Below are 12,859 nucleotides of genomic sequence, written 5' to 3'. Positions count from 1 at the left end.
AAGATTGCACGGATCACCGTCCTTGCCCGGCCTTCACGGCAGCTTCGGAGCACAGGGCCGTTACGGAGAAGCTCCGGACATGAGGCGATCCGGCCCCCAGGATTGATGCACTGGCCGGCCGCCATCGATTGCCCGATGAAGACCGTGCTCGCGCTGGCCGGACTGGTGGCGCGCGCCATTCCGCGGCACGGCGCTTGCTTACGCCTCGATCTGGGCGAGCGCGCTCCAGCCGTGTTCCAGAAGGTCGAAGCCCCGGGTGATGGCTTCGCGGGGGTTGGCGTGGGCGTAGGCCGCGCGAGGGGCTTCGAGGGCAAAGTGGGCCAGGGCAGCGCAGATGGGGTCGTCTGCGGCGAGGCCGCTCTCCTCGGCGATGGCCTGGGCGAGCGCGGCGGTGTGGCGCAGCCACATGTTCTGGCCATAGTCGCGCAGCGCGGGGGTGCCGGCCACCAGTTTGGTGAAGGCGGTGAAGCCGGCGTCGCTGTCGGCGGCGGCCAGCCGGGTGGCCAGGGCGTGTTCGCGCAGTGCGGCGGGGATGGACTGGCCCTTGGGCCGCTCGCGGACGGCGGCGAGCAGGCGGGTCTCCTGGTCGGAGTCCTCGTCGAAGACGAGGGCTTCCTTGACCGGGAAGTGCTTGAACAGCGTGGTGGTGGACACGTCGGCGGCGTCCGCGATCTCGCGAATGCCGACCTCGTCGTATCCGCGCTCCAGGAACAGGCGCAGCGCGGCGTCGGCGATGGCCTGGCGGGTGGCTGCCTTCTTGCGCTCGCGGCGCCCCATCGGCGCGGGAGAGGGACCTGTCGCGGTGTCGGTCGTGGTGCTGGGCATACCGGCACCCTACCTCCTTGGTTGACCGACTTCAAAAGTGAAGTTGTTGCACTTATTGAGTTGGTGTGTTTTTCTGGAGCGGCGGTTCGAGGCCCGGCCCGGCCGCCGCTTCTTCTCGGCGAGGCCGCGCCATCCCTGACCCAGGTACCCCTTCAGCACGGCAGCCACGGCAGCCACGGCAGCCACGGCAGTCACGACAGTCACGGCGCTGCCGCACGGAACGAACGGAGCACCACCATGAACACCACTCCGACAGCCCGCATCGCCATCATCGGAGCCGGCCCCGGCGGCCTGATCTGCGCTCGCATCCTTCAGCAGCACGGCATCGCCGCCGTCGTCTACGACCGCGACGCCGGCCCCGCCACCCGCGACCAGGGCGGCACCCTCGACCTGCACGCCGACAATGGCCAGATCGCCCTACGCGAAGCCGGCCTCCTGGAGGAGTTCTTCCAACTGGCCCGGCCCGAGGGCCAAGAGATGCGCCAGATGGACCCGGCCGGCACGATTCTCTTCCACCATGTCCCCGAGCAGGGCGAGCGGTTCAAACCGGAGATCGACCGCGGCCGGCTGCGCGACCTGCTGCTCGACTCGCTTCAGCCCGGCACCGTGCGCTGGGGCCACGTCCTGCAGACCGTCAGCGGCCCCGCCGAAGGCCCCCGACAGCTGCACTTCACGGGCGGCACCACCATCGAAGCCGACCTCGTCGTCGGCGCCGACGGCGCCTGGTCCAAGGTCCGCCGCGCCGTCTCCCAGGCCACCCCCCGCTACAGCGGCGTAAGCTTCCTGGAAGCCTGGTTCCACGACGTCTCGACCCGGCACCCCGACATCGCCGAGCTCGTCGGCCAGGGCAGCGCCGCCGCAGCCGACGGCGACCGCGGCCTGTTCGCCCAGCGCAACAGCGGCGACCACATCCGCGTCTACATCATCCAGCGCGTCCCGGCCGACTGGATCACCGCCAGCGGTCTCACCCTCCAGGCCACCGACGGCATCCGCTCCCTCCTCCTGGAGCGCTACCGCGACTGGTCGCCCCGCCTGCGCCGGCTGGTCACCGACAATGACGGCCCCTACGTCGACCGCCCGATCTTCGCCCTGCCCGTCCCACACGCCTGGGAGCACAACCCCACGGTGACCCTGCTCGGCGACGCCGCCCACCTCATGCCCCCGCTCGGCGTCGGCGTCAACCTCGCCATGCTGGACGCATGCGAACTCGCCCTCGCCATCGCCCACCACAACACCGTCGACGAAGCGATCCACGCCTACGAGAAGATCATGCTTCCCCGCTCCACGGAGATGGCCCAGCTCCTCGACGGGGCCGCCGACGAGCTGCTGTCCACCGAGCTACCCGACTTCGCCACGTGAGTTGGGTGGTGGTCTTGTCTGGAAGCCGAGGGCTTGCGCGATGACGGGAGCGGGGCTTGGAGGACCAGTTGCCGGAGTGCGGCGGTGCGGGTGGCTTGTCCGGGGATGCCGACCTCGCAAACCAGTTCGCCGACTACCTCGCCTGGACGAACCAGCCGCTGATCCTGCACCTGGCCGGCCGGTTACTCACCATGCGCTTGACGGGTGGCCTGCGCGGTGACGCGTTCGATGGCCTGGACGGCGACATCGGGCTGGTCGAGGTAGATGTAGTGGCCGCTGTCGGTGGCCGTGCTCAGCGTGCTGCCGCTGGACAGCGCGAGCCACGTGCGCTGGCCCGCGGACCACGCCTTCTCCAGGCGCGGCCCGTACTCGGGGACGGCCGTGAGGTACTGCTTCCCGTGCTGGATCACCTCCACCGGGATGTTCCCGGCGGAGCGGACCTTGCCGTCGGTGATGACGAGCTTCTCCGGGTTGTTTCCCTGGAATATCGCGAGGTTCTGCGCGCGCAACTCGGCCGCCGGGCCGGTGGCGGACTTGGGAATCGCCTTCGTGAAGTCGTCCACCATGGTGGGTGGGGTGGCGTCCATCAGGACCAGCCCCTTGACCCTGTCCTGGTGGTCGGGGGCGTACCTGGCGGCGATCAGCCCGCCTAGCGAGTGCCCGGCCAGGACGACAGGGCGGTCACCGGCGACGCGGTCGAGCACCCCGGTCAGGATCTCGCCCGTGCTGGAGAAGTTCTGTGGGCCTTCCGGTTGGTCGCTTGCGCCCGCGCCGAGCCGGTCGTAGGAACAGACCCGGTTCTGCTTGCTCAGCGTCTTCTGGATGGCGGCCAGCTTGTCCAGCCCATCGCCTCCCCCGTGCATCAGGATGATGACCGGCCTGCTTTTCTCCGGGTCGCCCGAACAGGACAGGTTCACCGACCGGCCCGCGACATCGATCTTCTCGGTCCCGGAGATCGGGGCGGCATCGGCTGTCCGCGTGGCGGGGGCGAAGGGGTCCCAGTTCTCCATCGCGTCGCCGTCGCAGCCGGCGAGCCCCGCGCCGAGCACGGTGCAGCACAGCGCGGCCGCAACGGACGACTTGATCTTGCGGAGCATGAGGTCCTCCAGTGAGGGAGTCGACGCCGGGGGTGATGCGCACGGCGGTGGCGGGAAAGCGGATGGAGCGTCCGTGGCTGCGCCGTAACGCTAGGGATCGGGCGGTCCGGGATCATCCCCCCACGGTGGACATCCGCGGGTAGCTCGTGCGGGGGACAGGCGCGGCCTGCGGGAGAGGGGCGCGATCGCTCTGTCGTGCGATACGGACGCCGCCGGAGATGTACGCCATCCACGGAGACGTCGAACGCAGCGGCGTCGTACGACGAATCGCATGGCGTGTGTCCCCCGTGCGAGCTACCCACGAATGTCCACCGCACGGGGACGATTCCAGACCGCCGAATCCCTAGCGTTTCTCGGCGTAGCGGCGGCGCCCCGTCGCGGAGTCCCCCACGTAAGGGAGTCGTCATGCGGTTGTTGAAACAGCTCGTGCCTGTCGCGCTGGTCGCCTTCGTCGGCAGCGCCATGGTGGGCGCGGTGCAGGGGAGCTCGCTCCTCACCCTGCTCCTCGGCGTCGCGACGGCCGTGCTCACGGCGCTCGTGTACGCCCGGGTGGTGCGGTGGTCCGAGCGCCGCGCACCGGTGGAGGTGGCGGCGCAAGGCGCCGCCCGCGCCATCGCACGAGGAGCGCTGATCGGTGTCGCGATGTTCGCGGCCGTCATCGTGAACATCGCTCTCGTGGGCGGCTACCGGATCGACGGCCTCGGCTCGCTGACGAGCGCGATCGGACTGCTCGGCTTCATGGCCGCCGCCGCGGTGACGGAGGAGCTGCTCTTTCGCGGCATCCTGTTCAGGATCGTCGAGGAACGCACGGGGACATGGATGGCGCTGGCACTGACCGGCGTGCTGTTCGGCCTGTCGCACCTGTTCAACCCGCACGCCAGCCTGTGGGGCGCGATCGCCATCGCGATCGAGGCGGGCGGTATGCTCGCCGCCGCCTACGCCGCCACCCGCACCCTGTGGGTGCCGATCGGCGTGCACTTCGGCTGGAACTTCGCGGCGGCCGGCATCTTCGGCACCGAGGTCTCGGGTAACGGCGCGACGCAGGGGCTGCTGCACGGCGTGACGTCGGGCCCCGCCCTGCTCACGGGCGGCGAGTTCGGGCCGGAGGCGAGCCCGTACGCGGTGGTGTTCGGCCTGCTGCTGATGGTCGTGTTCATGTGGCTGGCCCGCCGGCGCGGCAACGTGGTCCCGCTCCGGCGCGGCGCGACCGCTACGCTCGCCCGGTGATCGATCTACGGCGGGTCACGGACCTGTGGCGGCGATGCGACGTCGTGGTCCGGGATTTACCGTTCGGGCTGCTGCTGGCCATCGCATCGCTCCTGCCGGCGTTCCACGGCAAGGGGACGCAGGTCGGCGACTTGCCGGCCCGCCCCTTCGACGCGCTGGCGTTCGTGGTGATCGCCCTGGAGTGCCTTCCGCTCGCTGTGAGCCGGCGGTGGCCGACCGTGTGTCTGGCTCTGGTGTCGCTCGGCTTCGCCTTCGACCAGCTCCGCGCCTACCACGTGTTCGCGAGCAACGCGATGCCCATCGCGCTCATCAGCGCAGGCGCCCATCTGGAGCGCCACCGGCGCGTCACCGCGGTCCTCCTCTCCATGGCGTACGTGCCGCTGGCGCTCGCGCTCGGCCGGCTCGGCGCGACCGAGAGGGTGGAAGGTTACGTGGTGTTCTACCTGGCCCTGACCCTCGCGTGGGGCATCGGGGCCTGGCTGCGCTCCACCCGCGCCGCCGAGGCGGAACGCCGCCGCCACGTCGCCGAGGCCACCCGCACCGCCGAACGCACCCGCATCGCCCGCGAACTCCACGACGTCGTGACCCACCACGTGACGGCGATGGTCGTGCAGGCCGAGGCGGCACGCTATCGGACCGCCGCCCCCGACCACCTCGACGCGACGCTGAGCGCCATCACCGACACCGGCCGGCGGGCCATCACCGACCTACGGCACATGCTCGACCTGCTCAAAGCCGATCACGACACCGACGTCAGCATGCCCTCCGCCGGCGAGCTCCGCACCCTCGTGGAGCAGACCTGCCAGGCCGGGCAGCCGGTGGAGTTCACCGAGGAGGGCAGTCCGGCGGAATCGGCGGGCAGCGCCGAGTTCGTGACCTATAGGGTCGTCCAGGAGGCCCTGACGAACGCCCTCAAATACGCCCACGGCAGCCCGACCGTGGTCCGGGTGCGCTACGGCGAGAAGGAGATCAGCGTGGAGGTCAGCACCGACGGCCCCCGTTCCAGGGCCGCCTCTCCCGGCGGGAGCGGGCGGGGCCTTGCCGGGCTGCGCGAGCGGGTGGACGCCCTGGGCGGCGAGTTCAGCGCCGACCGGCAGGCGGGTGGCGGCTTCGTGGTGCGGGCCCGCATCCCCGCGGGGAGCCCGTCGTGAGCGCGCCGATCCGGGTCCTGGTCTGCGACGACCAGGCGCTGATCCGCACCGGCTTCGCGACGATCATCGACGCGCAGCCGGACCTTGAGGTGGTGGGCGAGTGCGGCGACGGTCGCACCGCGGTCGACCTCGCCCGCCGGCTGAGCCCCGACATCGTGGTGATGGACGTGCGGATGCCGGTGCTCGACGGCATCGAGGCCACCCGCCTGCTGGCCGGCGCCGGGGTCGAGAGTCCGATCAAGGTGCTCGTGGTGACGACGTTCAACCTGGACGAGTACGTGTACGAGGCGCTGCGTGCGGGGGCGAGCGGGTTCCTGCTCAAGGACGCCCCACCGGCGCAGCTTCTGCACGGCATCCGCACCGTCGCGACGGGCGCCGCGCTGCTGGCACCCGAGGTGACGCGGCAGCTCGTCGGCAGGTACGCGGCCCGGATCCGCCCCGCCCAGGCCACGCCGGACGAGACCGCGCTGACCCCACGCGAGCTGGAGGTGCTGCGCCTCATCGCAGACGGCCGGTCCAACAGCGAGATCGCCGCGACGCTGGTGATCAGCCAGGAGACCGTCAAGACGTACGTGTCCCGCATCCTCACCAAGCTCGACCTGCGTGACCGCGTGCAGGCGGTGGTCTACGCCTACCGCAGGGGCCTGGTGACCTGAGACACACCGCCCGGCATGGTGATCATCACTGGACCGGCAGCGGGTTCGTCTTCACCGACGAGCTCGGGCGGCCGTGCATCCGCAGCATGTCAGCGACCAGTTCTCTCTGCTCGCGTCCCAGGCTGGGCGAGAGAGCCCGATTGATCTCAGGCGGGCCCATTCTCTTTTCCATCGTCTCACCGGCAAGCTGCTCCGCGTGGTCACTTTGCGGCCGGGTGCGTACTTTCGGCTAATTCGCCGAGTCGGGCAGAAGAACGTACTCAGGAAGAGGAAGAACCTCATCGCGGAGGGTGATCTGCTGCGCGCTGTCGTCGGTGGCGGCGCGGTGCGGCGTCATGATGGGAACCCACCTGCGCTTACCGAGTGATGAGGGTCGAATCCCGATGGATGACCTGATCGCGTTCCTGCGTGCTCGTATCGCCGAGGCCGAGGAGATCGCCGGCCGGTGTGAGCCGGGGCGTTGGTTCTCCTCGCGTACGTCGGACGATCCGGAGTCTTTCACCCGGCCGGGTGTGTACGGCCGTGCCTACATGGAGGTGCGTGACTGCGAACAGCCGCAGATCGCGGCCGGCGTGAACGTGCGGTGTGAGCGGCACATCGTGCACAACGAGCCCGCCCGGGTCCTGACGGATCTGGCCGCCAAGCGGGACCGTCTCACGTACCTGGCTCATGTCGTCGGCGGGAGTTGGGTGGATGTGGGGGAGCACGCCCAGGCCGAGCATCTCCTCCGTTTGGAGGCCGCCGCCTATGACTGGCATTCGGACTACGTCCCCGAGTGGCGGGACTGACCGCCCGCTCTGGGTTGCCGGCCAGTGGGGCCACCCTCGGCGGCGCTGTCCGTGGCACCGCGGCCGATCGGTCCTCGGCCGGGACACAGTGCGCAGGCCCCGCGGAACATCGGGGAGTGCCTGCGGGGCTCGCTGGTGACGTGGTCCAACCAGCGTCCGCTGGTATGACGCGAGTTTTCGCCCGGAGGCGGCCGAGGGCAGGCGAGCGTTCTTGGTCATCGACAGAATGGAGCCCGAAGCTTCGGGCCTGAGGGCAAGCGGTTCCTCCGCGCCATCCGTCAGCACGAGGCCCTCGGCGGACACCGCCCGATCGAGGTCTACATCGACCCGGACCTGCATCCCCGACACTCAGACCGGGTTTCGTGAGCCGACTTCTTGACGCGGGACAGACACGGCGGCGTTCCAGCGGCGAGGGAAGAATGATCCGGTGCGCGGCTGGGGATCCGCAACTCCAGATCTGGGAGCGGTCAGGAGGTGAGCCACGTGATGACGGGTGCGTTTCGGCTGGCTGTCGATTTCGGCGGTTGTCATCCATCGGATTGATGAGGGCCCGGCATCGGGTCCATGGTCGAAGGAAGGATGCGTCATGCCGCAGTATCTGATTCTGATCTACGACGACGAGGCCGTACGGGCAGCGGCGAACCCGGAGGAGTTCGAGCACCTGCTGAAGGCGCACGAGGAGTTCTGCGCCACCGACGGAGCCGTCATCCGCGGCGGTAACGCTCTTCAGGGTGCCGACACCGCGACCTCGATCCGGCCGGACTCCTCCGGCGGGTTCATCGTCACCGACGGCGCGTTCGCCGAGACCAAGGAGGTTCTGGCCGGCTACTACCTGGTCGAGGTCGCGCACCTGGACGAGGCGCTGGCCGTGGCCAAGCGTGTGCCGGCGCCTTTCGGCGGGGTCGAAGTGCGGCCCATCCGAGTGTTCGAGTGATGGACGCCGCCGGGCGCGACCAGGTCGAGGCCGGCCGGGGCGCCCAATGGTGCGACAGCGCTTCGGTCACCGCTGTGGCCGAGGCGCACCGACGCGAGTGGGCCTTCGTCCTCGCCGCGACGGTGCGCGTCACGCGGGACCTGGATCTGGCCGAGGAGTGCGTGCAGGACGCCTACGCGCAGGCCTTGGCCGCCTGGTCCGACCGTGGCGTGCCGACCAAGCCCGGGGCCTGGCTGACCACGGTCGCCCGGCGGCGAGCACTCGAACTGCTGCGCAGGGAGGCGACGATGCGGCGCCGCCTGCCGTACCTGCTCATGGAGCAGACCGAGCCGGGGCCCGGAGACGGTGATGACCCGGCCATCCCTGATGACCGGCTGCGGTTGATCTTCACCTGCTGCCACCCGGCGCTGTCCGTCGAGGCGCAGGTGGGGCTCACGCTGCGGCTGCTGTGCGGGCTCAGCACGGCCGAGGTGGCGCGCGCCTTCCTGGTCGGCGAGGCCACGATGGCGGCGCGGATAACCAGGGCCAAGAAGAAGATCGCCGCAGCCGCCATCCCCTACCGGGTACCGGCAGCGGACGAACTGCCGGCTCGCGTGGACGCCGTCCTCACGGTCGTGCACCTGCTGTTCACCACAGGGCACACCGCTCCCGCGGGAGCGGAGCTGGTCCGCTGTGACCTGGTCGAACGCTCGCTCGAACTGGCCCGCCTGCTGCGGACGCTCCTGCCCGACGACGCGGGCGTCGCGGGCCTGCTGGCTCTCATCCTGCTCACCGACGCCCGCCGTGACACCCGGATGGACGCGGACGGACGACTGCTCCCCTTGTCCCAACAGGAAAGATCCCGGTGGGACCGGCGCGCCATCGACGAGGGCATCGCACTGGTCAGACACGCCCTGCGGCACCGGCCACCGGGCCGCTTCGCCCTGATGGCCGCCATCGCGGCCGTGCACGCCGAGGCGCCCGCCTGGGAGGACACCGACTGGGCCGAGATCGTGGCGCTGTACGACCTGCTGGTGCGGCTGTGGCCCTCTCCTGTGGTCGCGCTCAACCGCGCGGTCGCCGTGGGGTTCGCCATCGGCCCCGCCGCCGGCCTGGCCGCGCTCGACGCGCTGGTCGCCGAGCCGCAACTCGCCGGGTATGCCTATGCCGCCTCCGCTCGCGGCGCGTTCCTGGCCCGTCTCGGCCGCGTCGCGGAAGCCCGCGTGGCCTACGGGGAGGCCCTGCTTTTCACCGAGAACGCCGTGGAACGGGCCTATCTGGCCGCCCGCCTCCACGATCTGACTGAGGATGAGCCGTCCTGCTGAGAGCCGGACAGGCGCGGGCCCACACATGTCCGTCTCAGGTGAGCAGGCCGCTGTCGTACAGGGCCGACAGCGCGTACACCTGGGTCGGATTGGCCCAGCGAGCCCCACTTCCGGCGCACAACATGCAACCAGTGGGGGCGAGGGTAACTCGCTTCACGTCGAGTTCACGCTCACCGCAGAGGCCGACCACACCCGGCTTGCGGAGTCGCCTGCTCGATCTCGCGCTCGCTGGCGGCCAAGCCACCCCCACCAGTCTCGCCGCGGAACTGCCCTTCACCCGTCAGGCGATCACCGAACACCTCGCGGTGCCGGCCACGTTCGGCATCAGGGTGGCTCCGTCCACAGTCTGGGAGATCCGCAAGCAGGAAGGTGTTGATCCAGCGCCTGAGCGGGGCGGCGAGCGCGCCCGCACACCCGTGTAGTGGATCTGTCCCCCTAAAAAGGGACTTGGCATGAGATCATCTTGCGGGTCAGGCTGGCTCATGCGGGAGTGGGACATGATCAAGATCGCGGTCGTTGACGATCACGATCTCATCCGCCACGGCCTGGAGCACCTCCTGCACAGCACCGGCGAGTTCGAGGTGGTGCTCAGCGGCCGCGACCTTGGCGTCCTGGACGGCCGGACCGACCTGGACGTGCTCATCCTGGACCTCTACCTCGGCGTCGACGAGCCTTGCCTGACCGCCATCGCCGAGCTGTCGCCGCTGTACAACGTGCTGGTGATGTCCGCCTCCGCCAAGCCGGACGACCTGGTGCACGCCATCCGGGCGGGCGCTCGGGGGTACGTGACCAAGAGCGACCCGGCCGAGCTGATGACCACCGCGCTGCGCACCGTCGCCGCCCGGGGCTTCTACCTGTCGGCGGGGCTCGCCGACATCCTGCACGCGCAGCTGGCCGCTCCGGCGCCGGACCCCGAGCCCGCCGTACGGCTGGCGCCACGCGAGGAGGAGACGCTCGCCTACATCGCGCAGGGCTTCACCTACGACCAGATCGCCCGGCGCATGGGCATCAAGAAGTCGACCGTCGATACCCACATCGAGCGCATCCGGCGCAAGCTGCAGGTGGACAACAAGGCCCAGCTGATCGCCGCGGCGCTGCGCCGGATCGAGCGGGGGAGATGAGCGGTCCCGGGGATGCGCGGCGGCGCACCGAGAGCGCGTTGGCCTGGACGGCGATCCTCTTCCGCGTCGCCGCCTTCGCCGAGGTCATCGCGCTCAACTTCGTGGGTGACAGCGGGCTGCGCAGGCAGGTGCCCGGGTTCGCTCCCGCGCTGGCCATCCTGGGTCTGGAGAGCGCGCTCGTCGTGGGCCTCACCTGGCGGCGCAGGAGGGTGCCGCCCGCCTGGCTGATCACTACCGACTCCGTGCTGACCGCGGCGACCGCGATGGCGATGACCGTGATGGCGGGCACCGCGATCAAGGACTCCGGACCCGATTTCATGCTGCCCTACATGCTGCTGGTCTCCATCGGCATCGGCATGGCCTTCCGCACCCTGCGCGCGGCCCTGGCGTCCACCGTCCCGCTGGTGGCCGCCTACCTGTACATGCAGGCCTGGAGCGGCTTCTTCTGGCTGGGCGCGGTGCCGCACACCATCGGCTTCTGGGTCGACGCCGCCATCGCCTGGTTCGTCGCCGCCCTGCTGCGCCGCAACGCCACAGAGCTGGACGAGACCCGAGAGCAGGTCGCCAGGCTGGCCGCCGAGCAGGAACGCACCCGCAACGGGCGCATCCTGCACGACCGGGTGCTCCAGACGATGGAGGCGCTGGTGCGCGACGGATGGCTCGTCGACGAGAAGGTTCGCACCCACGTCGCCGCCGAAGCCCGCTGGCTGCGCGGCTACGTGCGCGGCGACCACGACAGCTCCGGCGGCAACCTGACCGCCGCCCTGGAGGAGGTCGTCGAGCAGGCCATCCGCGCCGGGCTGACGGTCGATCTCAACGCGGCGGGACTGCGCGCCGCCGGCGCCGTGCTGCCCGTGGCCACCGTCGAGGCGCTGTCCGGGGCGGTGCGCGAGGCCCTGACCAACGTGCGCAAGCACGCGGGCACCGGGCAGGCCGTGGTCCGGGCGCGGGTGGAGGGCGGCCTCGTCGTCGTCGGAGTGCTCGACCACGGCGTGGGGTTCACCTCGCGTGGCCGGGGAGTGGGACTGCGTGAGTCCATCGAGGGGCGCGTCGCCGAGATCGGCGGGAGCGTCTCGATGGAGTCGGCGCCCGGGGAAGGCACACTTGTGGAGCTCCGCGTCCCCCTTTGAGCACCGGAACTGTCCCGCGTTTTCCCGACTGTCGGGCATGGGGCCCGCTGCGGACACTCATCGGTATGAAACGAACCATCGCTCAGGCGGCGGCCGTCCTGCTCACCGTAGCCGGGCTGACCGCGACCCTGCCCGCCCCCGCCTCCGCCTCCGCCGCCGGGCCCCGTTGCCAGGGCTACGAGTGCGACGAGAAGCTCGCCTCCACCACCGCCTGCAACGCCGGCTCCTACGTGCCGAAGAAGGAGGGCGCCAAGGTCACCACCGACCGCGGGGTCCTGCGGGTGTTCTGGGGACCCGACTGCTCCACCAACTGGGGCGCTTTCGACCCCACCGTCGCCGGGCTCTACAGGGTGTGGATCTACCGCGAGGAGGTCGGCGACCGGCCGACGATCGGCTCCGGAAGGGCTCCACGGGAGGTCTATGCCAACGAGATCCCAGGCGTCCGCCTGCGCACGACCATGTTCTACGCGCCCGACGCCCAGGTCATGGTCTGCGTGGACGTGCCCGCCAAGGGCCGTGTCGCAGCGAGCAGCTGGGTCAGGTACGCGTGCACGGAGTGGATCTGACCCTGGGTACCGCCCTGCTGACGGGCAGGGCAGCGTACCCGGATCCCTCCCCGAAATGTGCCACAGCTTCAAGGACAGCAAGATCATCAAGATCTGGTACGACAAGGTCTACCACGTGGGGCCGCGCTCGACGCCCCGGCGGCTGCCGACGAGTTCGCCCGGGCCTTCGAGCAGCGGGCCCGGCTGGTCGACGCCGGCGCCGTCAACCGTGATCTGTCGGCAATGAAAGCCGCCGTCGGCCGGTGGCGCGGCCGGCTGCCACCAACTCGATCATCGGCTTCGAGTACCGGCTCGCATTGCGATCCGCTCCACGCCGTCCACGACAGGTAGCCATCCCAAAATCACGTCATCAAGCGATCAGGTCACACTGAGGAGCCAGAAGATGCTCAAGCGCGTCACGGCACTGCTCGCAGGAACTCTCATTGCCGTCACCATGGCCAGCGGCCCTGCCCAAGCCAGCGAGGATCTGCCGTCGGACGGTACCTGGCAGTGGGTCGGCCCTTACAGCGCCGCATGGGTCTGTCAAGCCGCCAGGTCCTACGACTACAACCACATCACCAGGTCCTGCTTCAACCTCGAAGCCCCCTGGAACGGCAATCAGTGGTACTTCCTTCGGTTGGTCTGAACCTCTTCCGAGCAATCGTCAAGACCTGTGGATCAAGATCTTTTAGGCGGCTATCGACGGGTCCTCAATGGCCGGT

Annotated in this window: 15 protein-coding genes; 12 read left to right on the top strand and 3 right to left on the bottom strand. The window is 70.0% G+C overall.

All coding sequences use genetic code 11. The features are described from left to right. Positions 1 to 198: 198 nt before the first annotated feature. Positions 199 to 825: a TetR/AcrR family transcriptional regulator gene (locus tag IMZ11_RS37865; RefSeq protein ID WP_228647582.1), complete on the bottom strand. Its 627-nt coding sequence runs from the start codon at positions 823 to 825 to the stop codon at positions 199 to 201. Positions 826 to 1,062: 237 nt separating this feature from the next. Between IMZ11_RS37865 and IMZ11_RS37860 the strand changes: the two genes are divergently transcribed. Continuing rightward, a complete protein-coding gene (locus IMZ11_RS37860; protein ID WP_228647580.1) occupies positions 1,063 to 2,184 on the top strand; it encodes an NAD(P)/FAD-dependent oxidoreductase in 1,122 nt (373 codons plus the stop codon). Between the two features lie 182 nt (positions 2,185 to 2,366). Here IMZ11_RS37860 and IMZ11_RS37855 read toward each other — a convergent pair whose 3' ends face one another. Beyond that, positions 2,367 to 3,281, bottom strand: coding sequence for an alpha/beta fold hydrolase (locus tag IMZ11_RS37855; RefSeq protein WP_228647578.1), 915 nt, complete (start codon positions 3,279 to 3,281; stop codon positions 2,367 to 2,369). Positions 3,282 to 3,686: 405 nt separating this feature from the next. Here IMZ11_RS37855 and IMZ11_RS37850 point away from each other — a divergent pair, with 405 nt between their 5' ends. The 6 genes from IMZ11_RS37850 to IMZ11_RS37825 all read left to right on the top strand — a co-directional run bounded on the left by IMZ11_RS37850 (position 3,687) and on the right by IMZ11_RS37825 (position 9,341). Then, complete coding sequence (locus IMZ11_RS37850) at positions 3,687 to 4,508, top strand: CPBP family intramembrane glutamic endopeptidase (protein ID WP_228647576.1); 822 nt, start codon at positions 3,687 to 3,689, stop codon at positions 4,506 to 4,508. Further along, positions 4,505 to 5,659: a histidine kinase gene (locus IMZ11_RS37845; protein ID WP_228647574.1), complete on the top strand. Its 1,155-nt coding sequence runs from the start codon at positions 4,505 to 4,507 to the stop codon at positions 5,657 to 5,659. Before IMZ11_RS37850 ends, IMZ11_RS37845 begins: the two co-directional genes overlap by 4 nt. Then, complete coding sequence (locus IMZ11_RS37840) at positions 5,656 to 6,315, top strand: response regulator transcription factor (RefSeq protein ID WP_228647572.1); 660 nt, start codon at positions 5,656 to 5,658, stop codon at positions 6,313 to 6,315. The genes IMZ11_RS37845 and IMZ11_RS37840 overlap by 4 nt, the downstream gene beginning before the upstream one ends. Positions 6,316 to 6,698: 383 nt before the next feature. Next, positions 6,699 to 7,103 (top strand): DUF6221 family protein, encoded by a 405-nt coding sequence (locus IMZ11_RS37835; protein WP_228647570.1) that lies wholly within the window; start codon positions 6,699 to 6,701, stop codon positions 7,101 to 7,103. A gap of 586 nt (positions 7,104 to 7,689) precedes the next feature. Next, on the top strand, positions 7,690 to 8,037 hold the full coding sequence (locus IMZ11_RS37830; RefSeq protein ID WP_228647568.1) for a YciI family protein: 348 nt from the start codon (positions 7,690 to 7,692) through the stop codon (positions 8,035 to 8,037). After that, positions 8,037 to 9,341 (top strand): RNA polymerase sigma factor, encoded by a 1,305-nt coding sequence (locus tag IMZ11_RS37825; RefSeq protein WP_228647566.1) that lies wholly within the window; start codon positions 8,037 to 8,039, stop codon positions 9,339 to 9,341. The genes IMZ11_RS37830 and IMZ11_RS37825 overlap by 1 nt, the downstream gene beginning before the upstream one ends. 34 nt (positions 9,342 to 9,375) lie before the next feature. Here the strand turns inward: IMZ11_RS37825 and IMZ11_RS45775 are convergent, their stop codons facing one another. Further along, positions 9,376 to 9,498 carry a hypothetical protein gene (locus IMZ11_RS45775; RefSeq protein WP_255707678.1) on the bottom strand — a complete coding sequence of 41 codons (123 nt, stop codon included), beginning with the start codon at positions 9,496 to 9,498 and terminating at the stop codon, positions 9,376 to 9,378. Between the two features lie 40 nt (positions 9,499 to 9,538). Here IMZ11_RS45775 and IMZ11_RS37820 point away from each other — a divergent pair, with 40 nt between their 5' ends. The 5 genes from IMZ11_RS37820 (at position 9,539) to IMZ11_RS37800 (ending at position 12,783) form a co-directional block, all read left to right on the top strand. Then, entirely contained in the window at positions 9,539 to 9,763 is a 225-nt protein-coding gene (locus IMZ11_RS37820; protein ID WP_228647564.1) for a hypothetical protein, read from the top strand. Positions 9,764 to 9,838: 75 nt separating this feature from the next. After that, positions 9,839 to 10,462 carry a response regulator transcription factor gene (locus tag IMZ11_RS37815; RefSeq protein ID WP_228647562.1) on the top strand — a complete coding sequence of 208 codons (624 nt, stop codon included), beginning with the start codon at positions 9,839 to 9,841 and terminating at the stop codon, positions 10,460 to 10,462. Then, complete coding sequence (locus tag IMZ11_RS37810; protein ID WP_228647560.1) at positions 10,459 to 11,592, top strand: sensor histidine kinase; 1,134 nt, start codon at positions 10,459 to 10,461, stop codon at positions 11,590 to 11,592. The genes IMZ11_RS37815 and IMZ11_RS37810 overlap by 4 nt, the downstream gene beginning before the upstream one ends. Before the next feature lie 65 nt (positions 11,593 to 11,657). Continuing rightward, complete coding sequence (locus IMZ11_RS37805; RefSeq protein WP_228647558.1) at positions 11,658 to 12,158, top strand: hypothetical protein; 501 nt, start codon at positions 11,658 to 11,660, stop codon at positions 12,156 to 12,158. A 382-nt stretch (positions 12,159 to 12,540) separates the two neighbouring features. Further along, positions 12,541 to 12,783, top strand: a complete 243-nt coding sequence (locus IMZ11_RS37800; RefSeq protein ID WP_228647556.1) for a hypothetical protein — start codon at positions 12,541 to 12,543, stop codon at positions 12,781 to 12,783. The last annotated feature ends 76 nt before the right edge of the window (positions 12,784 to 12,859 follow it).

Origin of the sequence: Microtetraspora sp. AC03309 (assembly GCF_020826795.1) — a bacterium.
Classification (GTDB): Bacteria; Actinomycetota; Actinomycetes; order Streptosporangiales; family Streptosporangiaceae; genus Microtetraspora; species Microtetraspora glauca.
This window is presented reverse-complemented; position numbering and strand designations above follow the sequence as displayed.

Excerpts from the sequence above, each read along its gene's own strand:
- IMZ11_RS37865 (WP_228647582.1), bottom strand. The coding sequence starts at position 825 with ATGCCCAGCACCACGACCGACACCGCGACAGGTCCCTCTCCCGCGCCG.
- IMZ11_RS37860 (WP_228647580.1), top strand. The coding sequence starts at position 1,063 with ATGAACACCACTCCGACAGCCCGCATCGCCATCATCGGAGCCGGCCCC.
- IMZ11_RS37855 (WP_228647578.1), bottom strand. The coding sequence starts at position 3,281 with ATGCTCCGCAAGATCAAGTCGTCCGTTGCGGCCGCGCTGTGCTGCACC.
- IMZ11_RS37850 (WP_228647576.1), top strand. The coding sequence starts at position 3,687 with ATGCGGTTGTTGAAACAGCTCGTGCCTGTCGCGCTGGTCGCCTTCGTC.
- IMZ11_RS37835 (WP_228647570.1), top strand. The coding sequence starts at position 6,699 with ATGGATGACCTGATCGCGTTCCTGCGTGCTCGTATCGCCGAGGCCGAG.
- IMZ11_RS37830 (WP_228647568.1), top strand. The coding sequence starts at position 7,690 with ATGCCGCAGTATCTGATTCTGATCTACGACGACGAGGCCGTACGGGCA.
- IMZ11_RS37825 (WP_228647566.1), top strand. The coding sequence starts at position 8,037 with ATGGACGCCGCCGGGCGCGACCAGGTCGAGGCCGGCCGGGGCGCCCAA.
- IMZ11_RS37815 (WP_228647562.1), top strand. The coding sequence starts at position 9,839 with ATGATCAAGATCGCGGTCGTTGACGATCACGATCTCATCCGCCACGGC.
- IMZ11_RS37810 (WP_228647560.1), top strand. The coding sequence starts at position 10,459 with ATGAGCGGTCCCGGGGATGCGCGGCGGCGCACCGAGAGCGCGTTGGCC.
- IMZ11_RS37805 (WP_228647558.1), top strand. The coding sequence starts at position 11,658 with ATGAAACGAACCATCGCTCAGGCGGCGGCCGTCCTGCTCACCGTAGCC.
- IMZ11_RS37800 (WP_228647556.1), top strand. The coding sequence starts at position 12,541 with ATGCTCAAGCGCGTCACGGCACTGCTCGCAGGAACTCTCATTGCCGTC.